The organism is Vibrio sp. 1641 (assembly GCF_033339995.1).
Classification (GTDB): domain Bacteria; phylum Pseudomonadota; class Gammaproteobacteria; order Enterobacterales; family Vibrionaceae; genus Vibrio; species Vibrio alginolyticus.
Window position 1 is genome coordinate 345,829 of the sequence record NZ_JAWOVP010000004.1, and the last position, 16,137, is coordinate 361,965.

Genomic DNA, 16,137 nt, shown 5'->3' on the forward strand with positions numbered 1-16,137 from the left:
GGAAAATATTTTGAATAAAATGATCAAAGCGGCTGGGATTGGCCTTCTTGTACTGAGCTCTTCAATGTTTGCAAATGCGGCAGAAGCTGCACAGAAAATTGCTTACGTAAATACAGCTCAAGTTTTTCAAGCTCTTCCTCAACGTGAAGTTGTACTACAAAAAATGCAGAAAGACTTCAAAAGCAAAGCTGATGAACTGAAGTCAATCCAAGCACAAGCTAAAACAAAGATTGAGAAGCTACAACGTGACGGCGAGCTTTTGGGTCAAGACGAAGTTGAAAAGCTACGTATCGATATCGCGAAGCTAGACAGCGAGTACAAAGTGAAAGCACAAGCACTTGAAAAAGCAAGTGCGCGTCGTGAAGCTGAAGAAAAAGCGAAGCTTTTCAAAACGATTCAAGATGCAGTTAAGAAAGTCGCAGACAAAAATGGTTACGATCTTGTGATTGATATCTCTGCTTTGCAGTACGGCAAGCCAGAATACAATATCTCTGAAGACGTAATTAAAGCTCTAAAATAAGAAGTTATGAAGACATTAACATTAGCCGAATTGGCGACAATTACCGGGGGTGAGCTGTTTGGTGACGAGTCTCTCGTTGTAAGCCGTGTTGCCCCAATGGATAAAGCACAAGAAGGTGACGTAACCTTCTTGTCTAACCCAAAATACGCAAAACACCTTTCTGAGTGCCAAGCTACCGTTGTTATGGTAAAGGCTGAGCATAAAGATCAATGCGTTGGAAGTGCGCTAGTGGTTTCAGACCCTTATGTCGCATTTGCTCGTGTGGTCCAAGCGATGGATACCACACCAACACCGGCAGACGATATTGCAACAAGTGCTGTGATTGCCGGCGACGTTAAGATGGGTGAGAACGTTACAATCGGCGCTAACGCTGTGATTGAAACGGGCGTAGAACTCGGCGATAACGTAAGCGTTGGCGCTGGTTGTTTTATCGGTAAGAACGCCAAGCTAGGGAATAACACTAAGCTTTGGGCTAATGTCACTATCTATCATGAAGTGTCATTGGGTGATGACTGTCTCGTTCAATCGGGTACCGTCATTGGCTCTGATGGCTTCGGTTATGCGAATGACAAAGGCGAGTGGATCAAAATTCCTCAGCTTGGTTCAGTGCGTATCGGTAACCGCGTTGAGATTGGTGCTTGTACTACGATTGACCGCGGTGCACTCGAAGATACTATCATTGAAGACAATGTCATTCTGGATAACCAACTTCAAATCGCGCACAACGTGCAGATCGGATATGGTACCGTGATGCCTGGTGGTACTATTGTCGCAGGCAGTACAAAAATTGGTAAGTACTGCCAGATTGGCGGCGCGTCTGTTCTGAATGGCCATATCACTATCGCAGATGGTGTGGCGATTACAGGTATGGGCATGGTAATGCGCAGTATCGAAGAAAAAGGCCTTTACTCATCAGGTATTCCACTACAAACGAACAGAGAGTGGCGTAAAACTGCAACTCGAGTTCACCGTATTGATGAGATGAATAAGCGCCTAAAAGCGGTTGAAAAACAGCTGGAACAGAAAGAAGAAATTTAGAACAAGTTATCTTTCGCTCTGTATTTAACGTGAAAGCTAACAGGCTCTAGTTCCATATTCTGTACGAAGACTCGCGAAATGCGGGTCTTTTTCTTCTATAATGACGCGCTCTAAGTAGATTTAACTCCAAGATGGTGCGTATTTTGCTAGTATATTGCAAAGCGATTCGGCTTTACGACCTGTTGCCACGTTTGCCATCTTGGCGGCAAAAAATTGATATAGGAAGACGACTTTGACTACTGAAAAGAAAACGATGAACATCTCTGAAATTCAAGAGCTACTACCTCATCGCTACCCATTCTTATTGATCGACCGAGTGATAGACTTCCAAGAAGAGAAGTACCTTCACGCGATTAAAAACGTGTCGGTTAACGAACCTCAGTTCACAGGTCACTTTCCTCAACTACCAGTATTCCCAGGTGTTTTGATTTTAGAAGCAATGGCTCAGGCAACAGGCTTACTTGCATTTAAATCATTTGGTGCACCAACAGAAAATGAACTGTACTACTTTGCAAGCGTAGACGGCGCGAAATTCCGTAAACCAGTGGTTCCGGGCGACCAATTGGTTATTGAGGTAGAATTTCTGAAAGAACGTCGCGGCATTGCTGCATTTAGCGGTGTAGCAAAAGTTGACGGCGAAGTGGTATGTTCTGCAGAACTGAAGTGTGCTCGTCGAGAGTTTTAATATGATTCATGAAACCGCTAAAATCCACCCGGCAGCGGTGGTAGAAGAGGGCGCCAAAATTGGTGCTAACGTAACAGTAGGTCCTTTTACGTACATCACCTCTACGGTTGAAATTGGTGAAGGCACAGAAGTGATGTCTCACGTTGTGATCAAAGGTCACACGACTATTGGCAAAGATAACCGTATTTTCCCACATGCTGTCATCGGCGAAGAAAACCAAGACAAAAAATACGGTGGTGAAGACACAACTGTGGTTATCGGTGACCGTAACGTCATTCGTGAAGCGGTCCAAGTTCACCGCGGCACAGTGCAGGACAAAGCAACCACGATCATTGGTGATGACAACTTATTGTGTGTGAATGCACACGTTGCGCATGATGTTGTTATTGGTAACCACACTCATATCGGTAATAACTCGATTCTTGGTGGTCACGTTACTGTTGATGATTATGCTGGTGTGATGGCACTGTCTGCGATTCACCCGTTTTGTACAGTGGGCGCTTACGCGTACATTGGCGGCTGCTCAGCAGTGGTGCAAGATGTCCCAGCTTACGTACTCGCGCAAGGTAACCACGCCACACCTTTCGGCTTGAACCTTGTTGGCTTGAAGCGTAATGGCTTTGAGAAACCAGAGATTCGTGCGCTACAAAAAGCGTATAAAGAAATCTACCGTTCAGGTAAGACGCTAGAAGAAGTGAAGCCTATTCTAGCTGAAATGGCTCAAGAGTGGCCAGCAGTGAAGCGTTTCTCAGATATTCTGGAAACGACGGAACGTGGCATTATTCGTTAATTGGCGAATGAACCAATAAATAAAAAGATCGTGACCGAATTTGAGGTTACGATCTTTTTGTGTTTTATGGATAAGGCAAACCGTTATCCATAGCGCACAGGAAAAATAGCGAAGTAGATATGGAAAGACCATTACGTATTGGCATCATTGCCGGAGAATTGTCTGGCGATACGCTAGGTGAAGGCTTTATCAAAGCAGTAAAGCAACAATATCCAGACGCAGAGTTCGTAGGCATTGGTGGTCCGAAAATGATAGCCCAAGGTTGCGAGTCTCTGTTTGATATGGAAGAGCTTGCGGTGATGGGATTAGTCGAGGTTTTAGGCCGCTTACCGAGACTTCTTAAAGTGAAAGCTGAGCTCGTTCAGTATTTTACTCAGAATCCGCCTGATGTTTTCATCGGGATCGATGCTCCTGACTTCAACTTACGCCTGGAGCTTGACCTCAAGCAAGCGGGCATTAAAACCGTTCATTACGTGAGTCCGTCTGTTTGGGCTTGGCGTCAGAAGCGCATCTTTAAAATAGAAGCGGCAACGAACTTGGTGCTAGCATTTCTTCCGTTTGAGAAAGCGTTCTACGACAAATTTAATGTACCTTGCGAGTTCATTGGTCATACCTTGGCTGATGCCATCCCACTAGAATCAGAACAAGCGCCTGCACGTGAGTTGCTTGGTTTAGAACAAGATAAAAAGTGGCTTGCTGTCCTGCCAGGCAGTCGTGGTAGCGAGTTAAAAATGCTCTCAGAGCCGTTTATTGAAACCTGCAAGTTACTCCATAAAAAATTTCCAGAACTGGGGTTTGTTGTCGCGCTTGTTAATCAAAAACGCCGTGAGCAGTTTGAACAAGCATGGAAAGAGCTAGCGCCAGAGTTGGACTTCAAGTTAGTTGATGACACCGCACGCAACGTCATCACCGCATCCGATGCTGTGATGTTGGCCTCCGGTACCGTAGCGTTGGAGTGTATGCTTCTCAAGCGTCCAATGGTGGTGGGTTATCGTGTGAATGCATTTACTGCTTTCTTAGCTAAACGTCTATTGAAAACGAAGTATGTGTCATTGCCGAATATCTTGGCGGATGATGAGCTCGTCAAAGAATATCTACAAGATGAGTGCACACCAGACAATTTGTTTACTGAGGTTTCTCGCTTATTGGAAAGCGACAATAAACCGATGTTAGATAAGTTTACGGAAATGCATCATTGGATCCGTAAAGATGCGGATCAACAAGCCGCAAACGCGGTTCTAAAACTGATTGAAAAATAGAGATTTATCATGGCTGTTAAACCAAAAGCGACCAAAACCAAAGTTGAACTCCCTCCGTTTGAATATCCGCAAGGTTATCAGCTTGTGGCCGGAGTCGACGAGGTCGGACGTGGCCCTTTGGTGGGAGACGTCGTCACCGCTGCGGTTATCCTTGATCCTAACAATCCTATTGAAGGGTTGAACGATTCGAAAAAATTGACCGAAAAGAAACGCATGGCGTTGCTTCCTGAAATCAAAGAAAAAGCATTGGTGTGGGCGGTCGGGCGTTGTTCTCCTGAAGAAATCGATCAACTGAATATTTTGCAGGCGACTATGGTTGCGATGCAGCGTGCAGTGGCGGGGTTACAGGTTCAACCTGATTTGGTGTTGATTGATGGTAACCGTTGTCCGGAGCTGCCAATGGATGCTCAAGCTGTAGTAAAAGGCGATCTACGTGTTGCCGAAATCAGTGCGGCTTCAATTATTGCCAAAGTCGTGCGTGACCAAGAGATGGAAGAGTTGGATAAACTTCATCCACAATTTGGCTTCGCGAAGCACAAAGGTTACCCAACTAAAGCGCACTTTGAAGCGATTGAGCAACACGGAGTGATCAGTGAACACCGCAAGAGTTTCAAGCCAGTAAAAAAAGCGTTAGGCATAGAATAATCAAACGATCTAATTGGTGTTATAAACCCAACCTCTTTAGGTTAGAATCCCCAACAAAATAGAGTTACACGGTACCTGTTAATGTCAGATCCCAAATTCATCCACCTGCGTGTTCATAGTGACTTCTCGATGGTGGATGGCCTCAACAAAGTTCCGCCAATCGTAAAGAAAGTTGCTGAGCTCGGTATGCCCGCAATGGCGTTGACCGACTTTACCAACCTATGTGGTTTGGTGAAGTTTTACGGTACGGCGCATGGCAGCGGTGTTAAACCGATCATTGGTGCTGACTTTAAAATGCAGTCGGACGAGTTTGGTGAAGAGCTGACACAAGTGACTTTGCTTGCGGCGGATAATGTAGGTTATAAGAACCTGACGTTATTGATATCAAAAGCGTACTTACGTGGACATGTTCAACACCACCCAGTGATTGACAAAGCCTGGTTGGCTGAAATGTCTGAAGGCCTGATTGTATTATCCGGCGGTAAAAGCGGGGAAATTGGTCGCGGCCTTTTGAAAGGCAACCGTCAAATAGTGCAAGGGTGTGTTGATTTCTATAAACAGCATTTTCCAGATCGCTTTTATCTTGAGCTACTTCGTACCGGTCGTCCAGATGAAGAAACTTATCTTCACTTTGCGGTTGAATTGGCAGAGCAGCAGGACTTGCCAGTAGTGGCGACCAATGAAGTTGTATTCCTGAGTCCAGACCTATTTGATGCTCATGAAATACGCGTAGCGATTCACGATGGTTACACATTAGAAGATCCGCGTAGGCCAAAAAACTACAGTCCGCAGCAATATCTTCGTACAGAAGAAGAAATGTGTGAGCTGTTTGCTGATATTCCTGAAGCGTTAGAAAACAGTGTCGAGATAGCGAAGCGTTGTAACGTGACTGTGCGCTTAGGTGAGTACTTCCTACCTGCTTTCCCAACCGAAGGGATGAAAGAGACTGAGTTCCTAGTCATGAAATCCCGAGAGGGGTTGGAAGAGCGTTTAGAGTTCCTATTTCCAGATGAGGAAGAGAGAAAACGTCGCCGCCCTGAATATGATGAACGTCTTCAGATAGAGCTAGATGTTATCAACCAAATGGGATTTCCTGGTTACTTCTTGATCGTAATGGAGTTCATCCAGTGGTCAAAAGATAATGGAATTCCTGTCGGTCCTGGACGTGGTTCCGGTGCTGGTTCTTTGGTGGCTTACGCACTAAAAATCACCGATCTGGATCCACTAGAATATGACTTGCTGTTCGAACGTTTCTTGAACCCAGAACGTGTTTCGATGCCCGATTTCGACGTCGATTTCTGTATGGATAAACGTGACCAGGTTATTGACCACGTTGCGGAAATGTACGGTCGCGACGCGGTATCTCAGATCATCACGTTTGGTACCATGGCGGCAAAAGCGGTAATCCGTGACGTTGGCCGCGTATTGGGCCACCCATTTGGTTTTGTTGATCGTATTTCAAAGCTGATCCCGCCCGATCCAGGCATGACGCTAGATAAAGCGTTTAAAGCTGAACCTGCACTACCTGAATTGTATGAGGCCGATGAGGAAGTTAAAGAACTCATCGACATGTGTCATATTTTGGAAGGCTGTACGCGAAACGCCGGTAAACACGCTGGTGGTGTTGTAATTTCACCTACAACAATTACCGATTTTGCGCCAATTTATGCAGACGCTGAAGGTCACTTTCCGGTTACTCAATTTGATAAAAACGATGTTGAGACCGCTGGCCTAGTTAAGTTTGACTTCTTGGGTTTACGTACCTTAACCATTATTGACTGGGCGTTAGGGCTGATTAACCCACGCCTAGAGCGAGAAGGGAAAGAACCGGTTCAAATTGAATCCATACCGTTAGAAGACCCTGCCTCTTTCCGTTTGTTGCAAAACTCTGAAACGACAGCAGTATTCCAGCTTGAATCTCGAGGCATGAAAGAGCTGATCAAACGACTTCAGCCAGACTGTTTCGAAGACATTATCGCATTGGTAGCACTCTTCCGTCCGGGTCCTTTGCAATCGGGCATGGTAGATAACTTTATCGACCGTAAACATGGTCGAGAAGCGATCTCTTATCCAGATGAAAAGTGGCAACACGAGTCGCTAAAAGAGACGCTTGATCCAACCTACGGCATCATCCTGTACCAAGAGCAGGTAATGCAGATTGCGCAGATCTTAGCAGGTTACACGCTAGGTGGTGCGGACATGCTTCGTCGTGCAATGGGTAAGAAAAAGCCAGAAGAGATGGCAAAACAACGTGCTATCTTTGAAGAAGGTGCGATAAAGAACGGTATCGATGGCGAGTTGGCGATGAAAATCTTCGACTTGGTAGAGAAGTTCGCCGGTTATGGTTTTAACAAATCGCACTCTGCTGCTTATGCATTGGTTTCTTATCAGACTCTTTGGCTGAAAACACATTACCCTGCCGAATTTATGGCTGCGGTAATGACAGCCGATATGGATAACACGGAAAAAGTCGTTGGCTTGGTCGATGAGTGTTTCCGTATGAAGCTCACCGTGCTGCCACCAGACATCAACTCTGGCTTATATCGCTTTAATGTTGATGAAAATGGCGCAATTGTTTACGGTATTGGTGCGATAAAAGGGGTAGGTGAGGGTCCTATCGATGCGATTCTTGAGGCGAGAAATAAAGGTGGTCACTTTAAAGACCTATTTGATTTCTGTGCTCGAGTTGATCTAAAACGCGTCAATAAACGAGTGATAGAGAAGCTGATTTACGCGGGCGCGTTGGATCGACTAGGCCCACACCGCGCGGCGATGATGGCGTCACTCAATGACGCGGTAAAAGCAGCAAGTCAACATCACCAAGCTGAGGCGTTTGGTCAAACAGATATGTTTGGTGTGTTAACGGATGCACCTGAAGAAGTAGAGCATAAGTATACGCAGGTTCCGCCTTGGCCAGAAAAAGTGTGGTTAGAGGGCGAGCGTGATACCCTAGGTCTATATTTGACAGGGCACCCAATTAACGCCTACGTAAAGGAACTAAACAAATACACCAGTTGTCGACTAAAAGACGCAACGCCCACTCGCCGCGATCAATCTGTCACGGTAGCCGGCCTGGTTATTGCCGCTCGTGTAATGACGACCAAGCGTGGTACACGAATTGGTATTATGACACTGGATGACCGAAGTGGTCGCATGGAAGTGATGTTGTTCTCAGATGCGCTGGATCGATACGCTGAACTTCTCGAAAAAGACAGAATTTTGGTCGTTTCTGGACAGGTCAGCTTTGATGACTTCAACGGTGGCCTTAAAATGTCGGCGCGTGAAGTTATGGATCTCGGCAGTGCGCGCGAGAAATACGCTCGTGGTTTGTCGGTATCGATAGATGCAAATCAGATCAACGATCAGTTTTTTGAGCAGTTCAGCCGTATTTTAGAACCGCACAAAGCCGGAACCGTACCCGTCAATGTATACTACCAGCGTGCCGACGCCAGAGCGCGGTTAACATTGGGCACCGAGTGGCGAGTAACGCCAAGTGATACATTACTCGACGATTTAAAACAGTTGCTTGGCAAAAGCCAGGTAGAACTCGAATTTAACTAAAAATTCAGCGCAATATGTTAGACGCTGAGTAAACAAGGATTCATAGATGAGCCTAAACTTTCTTGAATTTGAAAAGCCAATTGCAGAACTAGAAGCGAAAATTGAAGCATTACGTGATGTCTCTCGTCACGGTGGTGATTCTGCGATTGACCTAGATAAAGAAATCGAACAGCTTGAGAAGAAAAGCTTAGAGCTGAAGAAAAAAACCTTCAGCGACCTAGGCGCATGGGAAACAGCTCAACTGGCTCGTCACCCACTACGTCCTTACACGCTGGATTACATCCAACACGCTTTTGAGGAGTTTGATGAATTAGCGGGTGACCGCGCGTTTGCAGACGACAAAGCGATTGTGGGTGGCATGGCTCGCCTTGAAGGCCGCCCTGTGATGATCATTGGTCACCAAAAAGGTCGTGAAACCAAAGAGAAAGTGAAACGTAACTTTGGTATGCCAAAACCAGAAGGTTACCGTAAAGCGCTACGTTTGATGGAAATGGCAGAGCGTTTCAACATGCCGATCATCACATTTATTGACACGGCTGGCGCATACCCAGGTGTGGGCGCAGAAGAGCGTGGTCAATCTGAAGCTATCGCGAAAAACCTAAAAGTGATGTCTGGTCTTAAAGTGCCAGTAATCTGTAACGTTGTTGGTGAAGGCGGTTCTGGTGGTGCACTAGCAATCGGTGTAGGCGACTACGTGAACATGCTTCAGTACTCTACGTACTCAGTAATTTCTCCTGAGGGTTGTGCTTCAATCTTATGGCGTGATTCAGACAAAGCGCCACAAGCGGCAGAGGCAATGGGCCTAACTGCTCCGCGTCTTAAAGAGCTTGAACTGATCGACGAAATCATCGAAGAGCCACTAGGCGGCGCTCATCGCGATCATGTTCAAATGGCAGCGAATATGAAAGCGACACTACTTCGTCAGCTAGAAGATCTAGAACAATTGGATGAAGAGACGCTACGTGAACGTCGTTACCAGCGCCTAATGAGCTACGGTTACTGTTAATTTCGGTGATTGCTATTAAGCGTTAGCTGATATCTCAATTGATAACAGTTAAAATAGAAAGGGTTGGATGAGAGTCCAGCCCTTTTTTGCACCTATCGGATCGTTTATGGAATCGCTTTACCTGCATTTTGCTCAAGTTCTCGGCCGCTACTATCAATCAGGCACTAAGGTTGTCTTGGCGTTTAGCGGAGGAGTGGATTCACGTCTTTTACTCGAATTACTCAGTCGCTACCAACAAGCGCACTCTGTAGAGTGTCACGCTGTGTATGTGCACCATGGTTTAAGCTCGAATGCCGATAATTGGGCCGATAAATGCTTACTTTGGGCACAACAAGTGGGGATATCGTGCTCGACCGAGCGAGTGAGCTTAGACATCAGCAATGGTGAAAGTATTGAACTTCTTGCTCGTGAAGCTCGCTACCAAGCCTTAACTAAGTACATTCAAGAAGGCGATATACTGTTGACTGGTCAACATGCCGACGATCAAATAGAGACTTTTCTCCTTGCGCTTAAGCGCGGCAGCGGGCCTAAAGGGTTATCTTCGATGGCGGAGAGTATGCCGTTTTCTTGCGGATCTCTAGTTCGACCATTGCTTACTATCAAGCGGAATACCATCGAAGAAGCCGCTACTAAATTAGGCTTGGAGTGGGTGGAAGACGAAAGCAATCAAGATACCCGTTATGATCGTAACTTTCTTCGTCATTGTGTTATTCCTGAATTGTCTGGTCGCTGGCCGAGTATCCATCAAGCGGTTCAGCGCAGTGCAAGTTTATGTGCTCAACAAGAAGCGCTATTGGATGAACTATTGAGCGCGGTGTTTGAACGCGCTTTACAAACGGATCTAAGTTTGAGTATTGAAGAACTGGCTAAGCACAGTGGATTAGCGCGTGCGCGCTTGATTCGTATGTGGCTGGCTAAGCTTAATACTAGTATGCCGACTCAGGTACAACTCAATCTTATCTGGAATGAAGTCGCATTAGCTCAGCAAGATGCCAACCCCAAACTACAACTTAAACAAGGTGAAGTGCGCCGTTTTCGAAATCGTCTCTATTGGGTAACGGAAATCGCTGACGTCACTGAGTGGCAAAGTACGATTCAAGTCGATACCGTTTTATTGCTTCCAGAGCGGCTAGGGGAGCTGACCTTAACGACGAGTTCTAGCAACGCAACGATTGCGCTTCCGAGTCAGCCAGAATTGCTTCGCGTGACCTTTAATCCGGAAGGCTTATCAGCGCATCCAACCACGCGTAATCACAGTCGAAAACTGAAGAAGTTGTTCCAAGAATACAATGTGCCAAGCTGGCTGCGTCGTCAAATTCCGATTTTGATGTATCAAGACCGAGTCGTTGCTGTGGCAGATCTGTTCGTTGATCAGGCGTTTAATGGTCAAGATTGTGAACTTATTTGGCGCAGGTAATGAAAATTCATGCCACAATGTCGATTATAAAATATAAAAATCCTTAAATAATAATTGATTAGGTGAAGCAATGAAGAAAACAATCATGGGCGCAATGGTGGCGCTAACCATGTTCAGTGGGCAAGCTCTAGCTGCGGGAGATGCTGCAGCAGGTCAAGCAAAGTCGGGAGTATGCGCGGCGTGTCATGGCGCTGATGGTATTGCTGTCATTCCGGGTTACCCAAATCTGAAAGGGCAAAATGAGCAATATATTATCAGTTCAATTAAAGCTTATAAAAATAAAGAGCGAACAGGTGGACTTGCTGCTGTGATGCAAGCTCAAGCTTCATTGTTGTCTGATGAAGACATCGCTAACCTAGCGGCTTACTACGCAAGTTTGAAGTAAACGTGAGTCTGAAGTAAAGCTTGGACGATCGGGCATTGAGCTGTCCTCATTGGGTTTTATCAACTTATGATATTCGCCATGTTAATTTGCTCAGCCTGGATTTTCGCTGGTGGATCAGAGACAAACATTGAATGTTGTGAAACGCTAAACGATAATAAGCGCAATCGATTGAAGCTTAAGGGATGAACATGAAAAAAATTGAAGCGATTATCAAGCCATTTAAACTGGATGATGTTCGAGAAGCGCTAGCTGAAGTTGGCATTACAGGGATGACTGTCTCTGAAGTGAAAGGCTTTGGTCGCCAAAAAGGTCACACCGAGCTTTACCGTGGTGCAGAGTACATGGTGGACTTTCTACCTAAAGTGAAGCTCGAAATCGTTGTAACGGAAGATGTGGCTGATAAATGCGTAGAGACAATCATTGAAACCGCGCAAACTGGTAAGATTGGTGATGGTAAAATATTCGTCACTGATATTGAGCGTGTGGTTCGTATTCGTACTGGTGAAGAAGACGAAGACGCGATCTAAGGTTTCTTGTCACTTGTTTCGTATTTATTATGCTAAAAGGGAGCCAAATGGCTCCTTTTTTGTTGTTTGCTTATTAGTGAAATCATTTAACCCGAGATTTGTTGTTCTAGATTTCGGGTGCCTACATTCAGGTTTGTCGTATGTTTAAGCGTTTTTTTCTGGCGTTAGCTTTTCTCGTAATGGCGGTATTGGTTGGCTTCCAGGTTATTTTCACCGTACCAGATCAGCCGCAAATTATTACTCAAACAGGTACCGAGCTGACACAAGATATCAGGTGCATCGAATTTAGCGATTCAAAAGCTCTCGATCATGACGGCAAAATCAATGTGCTTGTCTGGAATATCTACAAACAGAACCGGGCTAACTGGCAACGTGCACTCGATGAGTTTTCTGCTGATAAGCAGTTACTGTTATTGCAAGAAGCCAGCATGACACCATCATTTAAACAGTGGTTGGTGGATGGTCGCTGGGTTAGTAATCAAGTGAGTGCTTTTAAGGCGCTGGGTAGCGGTGCCGGTGTAATTAGTATTGCTCAAGGGCAACCAGAAAAAGCCTGCGCTTACACCTCTAAAGAGCCGTGGCTTCGCTTACCTAAGTCTGCATTATATAGCCAGTATCACTTGAGTAATGGCGAGAAACTCGCAGTGGTGAATGTACATGCGATTAACTTCACCGTAGGTACAAAAGAGTATGTATCGCAGTTAACGGCGCTTGAAATGCTTTTAAAGCATCATGTGGGGCCAATTCTATTTGCTGGAGACTTCAATAGCTGGAGTGAATCTCGCGTTAATGCGATGAGGCAGGCCTTAAAGGCTGCGGACTTACAAGAGGTGACGTTCTTGCCGGATCATCGAGTCCAATTTATAACAGGGTTACCACTGGACCATGTGTTTTACCGAGGTCTGACGCTTAAGTACGCAAAAGCGCCGCAGAGCGACGCTTCCGATCATAACCCATTGTTATTGTCATTTACGTTAAATAACTAGCTTAGGTTACCACAATATAAAGTGCCCAAATAACGTAGAAGAATACCCATGGCAGGCTTGCAATCACCAAAGCTTGGCCACGTTCAAACTCCGTCCACGTCAGTACAACGCCGTAGCCGAGCACAATGTACCAAGGCAGAAGCAAAGGTAACGAGCTAGCGAAATGAGACCATTCGTTAGTAAGAGGCAGCTTTAATAGACCATTGAGGCTATTTAAATCGGCAGCGTAAGTCATTACCTGACCATGCTTGAGTAGCAAGCTCGCGTAGCTTGCTACATCGCCCAATACTGCTGGGAATAAGATAGAACACGATGCGGCAAACCATTTCCAGTAACCGTATTGTTGTTTGCTTGCCTTTGTTGCAAGAAAGAACCAAAGCGCGAGCAATAGTAAGGTGGCAAAGCGGTTGAATACATCATTGATGATCGCGCTTGCCATTAGCGTGTTTGGTTCTAATAGCTCAATCTGCTTCGGGTCGATTTGCTGAAATTGCGCAGCAAGTTGGTCACTGAGCCACGTGAAATCGACATTCGAAAAGTAAGCACCCCAGAATAAAAACGGACTAAGCATCAGGAAGATGAACGGTTGCCATCCCCATCCACCGCGTTGATAAAGCGCAAGAAAACAAGATGTTGGAGAACGAAAAATGTCCAACAGCATCACAAGTGGATTGCTTGATGGGTTCATACACTTACCTTCGTTACGTCAACGTACAACTTAAGCTTTTGACCTGGTTGTAAGTATTTTTTCTTGTGTAGCGAGTTCCATTTCACGATGTCGTTCGTTTTTACTTTGAACTTGCTTGCAATGCCGCTAATGGTGTCGCCAGAGCGAACGTTGTAGAAAACGGTACGGATCACAGAACCTTTGTCTGAGTCTTTCCAAATCACTAGCTTTTGACCCACACGCAATGGATCTTTAGGGCCCATACCATTCCATTTAGCTAACGATTTATACGACACTTTATTGTTACGTGCGATTGACCACAAACTTTCTCCAGACTGAACGACATGGGTGAGTTTGAGTTGACCACGAGCACGAGATTGAGTCTTGCTTAATCGGTTTTGTGCCGTTAATGCGTATTTTGCATCGTCTTTTGTTGATGTCGGAATCAACAGGTATTGACCAATACGAATGTTGTTGTTCGATAGGCCGTTGGCACGTCGAATGACTTTCGTGGTTGTGCCGTATTTATTAGCTAGCACGCTTAAAGAGTCACCAGATTTCACCTTGTAGCGAGCGACCTTCATCCCTTTACCGCGATTTTTCTCCACCTTGGTGAGAAAAGTCTCTTTTTTCTCTACGGGAATCAAAAGTTGGTGCGGCCCCTCAGGCGCTGTCGACCACTGGTTGTATGCAGGGTTGTAACTCTGCAACTCTTTTACGCTAATGCCGGCATAATCTGCGGCAATAGCCAGATCTAACTGCTCTTCTGGATCAACAAGCGTTAGAACAGGCTTGTTTGGAATTGCAGGAATATTAAGTCCGTACTTGTCTTGGTTTGCGATAACGTCAGCCAAGGCCAATAGCTTAGGAACGTAACTGCTGGTCTCTTTTGGTAAGTCTAATGAGAAGAAATCGATAGGTTTACCGAGCTTTTTATTCTTACGAATTGCGCTAGAAACACGGCCACCACCGCTGTTATAAGCGGCGATTGCATGTTCCCAGTTACCATCAAAACGCTCGTTTAGTTGTACTAGGTAGTCCAGCGCTGCATCCGTTGCTGCTGCCACATCTCTGCGACCGTCATACCAGTAGTTTTGCTCTAGTCCCATCATTTTTCCGGTGCCAGGGACAAATTGCCACAACCCAGCCGCACTACCGTGTGAGTATGCAAAGGCATCGAATGAACTTTCCACTACAGGAAGTAAAGCAAGCTCCATTGGGAGTCCGCGCTCTTCGATACGTTTTGTGATCATGTATAGAAAAGGAGTCGCACGCTTAGATACCGTGTAAAGGTGATTTGGGTGCTTTAAATACCACGTACGGTAGTAGTCCACTTTCTTGTGGTTTGGGATATCCATGTCCAGCTGCATGGCGATACGTTGCCACACATCTTCTTGTTCTTGGGGGGAGAGAACTTTAGGCGCGTCGTTAGCGGATTTTTTTGCTAGTGACGATTTATTGCCCGGTTGAGCTTTTACTGCATTTTGCTTTGCAGTCTGCTCAGATTTATTGGTTTCTGGTGTAGAAGACGTTGAATCTGACTGAGTCAATTGACAGCCAGATAATAACAACGCCAACGCCCAAGTATACTTCAAACGCATGGATTCAGCCTATTTAGGGCCTGTTTATCTTCACCTGCCTGTCGCGCAACGTAATGTGCGTGGCAGTCGCAAGATAATAGACATCTTTTAAACACTAACTAATTTATAGAGGCAAAGAGCTTCTAATTATGCAATGGGGAGAAATTCAAATAGATTTATATCAACCCCAAACGTAAGAGAAGCGCCAGTGGCGCTTCTCGAAAAATCAGTCCCTGATAATACTGGGGTCTTGCAAACTTACAAGCAGAAAATGGTTAAAATTCGTTCTTCCACTCGCGTAAAGCAGTAAAAACCGAGCATGGATCGCTATTTTTAATGCGACTAGCAACAGATTGAACCACGTCAGGGTTAGAGGTTCGCAAGAACGGATTAATCCACTTTTCTTTGCGTATTGTTGTTGGAAGTGTCGGAATGTTGAGTGCTCGCAGTCGGTTTACATCGTCGCGATATTGGCGAAGTTGCTCATTGTCAGGTTCAACCGCTAGAGCAAACGCCACGTTACTCGCCGTGTATTCATGTGCGCAGAAGACTTGAGTTTCTTCTGGTAGAGACGTTAGTTTGCTCAGTGATTCAAACATTTGCTCAGGCGTACCTTCAAAAATACGACCGCAGCCAGCAGAAAAGAGCACATCACCGCAAAACAGTTTTCCGTCCCCAACGTAACCGATATGGCCCAAAGTATGACCGGGTAACCCAAGTACTAAGAAAATCTCACCAAACAACTCTAGCTTGTCGCCTTCTTCCATTGGTGTCGTTAGGGTTGGAATTGGTTCTGATTTTGGGCCCACAACGGCGACGTTAGGAAATGCACGCACTAAGTCTGGAACGCCACCAATGTGATCGTTGTGGTGGTGCGTAATTAAAATCGCTTCTAAAGTTAATTCGTTAGCCTGCAGAAATTCTAATACTGGCTTCGCATCGCCCGGATCAACGACTGCGCAGCGCTTATCGCTATTTTGTATCAGCCAGATGTAATTATCATTAAATGCGGGTATGCTTTTGATCTCTAACACGATTCGTTCTCCGTCACCCATTTTAGTCAGGTGGTTA

At 45.6% G+C, this 16,137-nt stretch carries 15 protein-coding genes; 12 read left to right on the plus strand and 3 right to left on the minus strand.

Features of this window, described 5'->3' with window-relative positions:
• Positions 1 to 10 precede the first annotated feature (10 nt).
• From R7Z47_RS12075 to R7Z47_RS12130, 12 genes are all read left to right on the plus strand, one after another.
• Positions 11 to 520 (plus strand): OmpH family outer membrane protein, encoded by a 510-nt coding sequence (locus tag R7Z47_RS12075; RefSeq protein WP_005391804.1) that lies wholly within the window; start codon positions 11 to 13, stop codon positions 518 to 520.
• A 6-nt stretch (positions 521 to 526) separates the two neighbouring features.
• The gene (gene lpxD, locus R7Z47_RS12080; protein WP_262607097.1) at positions 527 to 1,558 is read left to right on the plus strand and encodes a UDP-3-O-(3-hydroxymyristoyl)glucosamine N-acyltransferase; all 1,032 of its coding nucleotides are present in this window, start codon (positions 527 to 529) and stop codon (positions 1,556 to 1,558) included.
• A 232-nt stretch (positions 1,559 to 1,790) separates the two neighbouring features.
• The gene (gene fabZ / locus R7Z47_RS12085; RefSeq protein ID WP_005380349.1) at positions 1,791 to 2,243 is read left to right on the plus strand and encodes a 3-hydroxyacyl-ACP dehydratase FabZ; all 453 of its coding nucleotides are present in this window, start codon (positions 1,791 to 1,793) and stop codon (positions 2,241 to 2,243) included.
• Between the two features lies 1 nt (position 2,244).
• The gene (gene lpxA, locus R7Z47_RS12090; protein ID WP_005380357.1) at positions 2,245 to 3,033 is read left to right on the plus strand and encodes an acyl-ACP--UDP-N-acetylglucosamine O-acyltransferase; all 789 of its coding nucleotides are present in this window, start codon (positions 2,245 to 2,247) and stop codon (positions 3,031 to 3,033) included.
• A gap of 119 nt (positions 3,034 to 3,152) precedes the next feature.
• Positions 3,153 to 4,292: a lipid-A-disaccharide synthase gene (gene lpxB, locus R7Z47_RS12095; protein ID WP_017636041.1), complete on the plus strand. Its 1,140-nt coding sequence runs from the start codon at positions 3,153 to 3,155 to the stop codon at positions 4,290 to 4,292.
• A gap of 9 nt (positions 4,293 to 4,301) precedes the next feature.
• Positions 4,302 to 4,937 carry a ribonuclease HII gene (rnhB, locus tag R7Z47_RS12100; RefSeq protein ID WP_262607098.1) on the plus strand — a complete coding sequence of 212 codons (636 nt, stop codon included), beginning with the start codon at positions 4,302 to 4,304 and terminating at the stop codon, positions 4,935 to 4,937.
• A gap of 81 nt (positions 4,938 to 5,018) precedes the next feature.
• Positions 5,019 to 8,498 carry a DNA polymerase III subunit alpha gene (gene dnaE / locus R7Z47_RS12105; RefSeq protein ID WP_005385364.1) on the plus strand — a complete coding sequence of 1,160 codons (3,480 nt, stop codon included), beginning with the start codon at positions 5,019 to 5,021 and terminating at the stop codon, positions 8,496 to 8,498.
• A gap of 46 nt (positions 8,499 to 8,544) precedes the next feature.
• Positions 8,545 to 9,504 carry an acetyl-CoA carboxylase carboxyl transferase subunit alpha gene (gene accA / locus R7Z47_RS12110; RefSeq protein ID WP_005380365.1) on the plus strand — a complete coding sequence of 320 codons (960 nt, stop codon included), beginning with the start codon at positions 8,545 to 8,547 and terminating at the stop codon, positions 9,502 to 9,504.
• A 106-nt stretch (positions 9,505 to 9,610) separates the two neighbouring features.
• On the plus strand, positions 9,611 to 10,921 hold the full coding sequence (gene tilS, locus R7Z47_RS12115; RefSeq protein ID WP_262607099.1) for a tRNA lysidine(34) synthetase TilS: 1,311 nt from the start codon (positions 9,611 to 9,613) through the stop codon (positions 10,919 to 10,921).
• A 70-nt stretch (positions 10,922 to 10,991) separates the two neighbouring features.
• Positions 10,992 to 11,306, plus strand: coding sequence for a c-type cytochrome (locus R7Z47_RS12120; RefSeq protein WP_017636043.1), 315 nt, complete (start codon positions 10,992 to 10,994; stop codon positions 11,304 to 11,306).
• A gap of 188 nt (positions 11,307 to 11,494) precedes the next feature.
• A complete protein-coding gene (gene glnB, locus R7Z47_RS12125) occupies positions 11,495 to 11,833 on the plus strand; it encodes a nitrogen regulatory protein P-II (protein WP_005380372.1) in 339 nt (112 codons plus the stop codon).
• Between the two features lie 140 nt (positions 11,834 to 11,973).
• A complete protein-coding gene (locus R7Z47_RS12130; RefSeq protein ID WP_025768251.1) occupies positions 11,974 to 12,819 on the plus strand; it encodes an endonuclease/exonuclease/phosphatase family protein in 846 nt (281 codons plus the stop codon).
• 1 nt (position 12,820) lies between these two features.
• Here the strand turns inward: R7Z47_RS12130 and R7Z47_RS12135 are convergent, their stop codons facing one another.
• The 3 genes from R7Z47_RS12135 to gloB all read right to left on the minus strand — a co-directional run bounded on the left by R7Z47_RS12135 (position 12,821) and on the right by gloB (position 16,100).
• Entirely contained in the window at positions 12,821 to 13,507 is a 687-nt protein-coding gene (locus R7Z47_RS12135; protein WP_213876261.1) for a YIP1 family protein, read from the minus strand.
• A complete protein-coding gene (locus R7Z47_RS12140) occupies positions 13,504 to 15,087 on the minus strand; it encodes a LysM peptidoglycan-binding domain-containing protein (protein ID WP_054574850.1) in 1,584 nt (527 codons plus the stop codon). Before R7Z47_RS12140 ends, R7Z47_RS12135 begins: the two co-directional genes overlap by 4 nt.
• 254 nt (positions 15,088 to 15,341) lie before the next feature.
• Positions 15,342 to 16,100: a hydroxyacylglutathione hydrolase gene (gene gloB / locus R7Z47_RS12145; RefSeq protein WP_005380380.1), complete on the minus strand. Its 759-nt coding sequence runs from the start codon at positions 16,098 to 16,100 to the stop codon at positions 15,342 to 15,344.
• Positions 16,101 to 16,137: the final 37 nt, after the last annotated feature.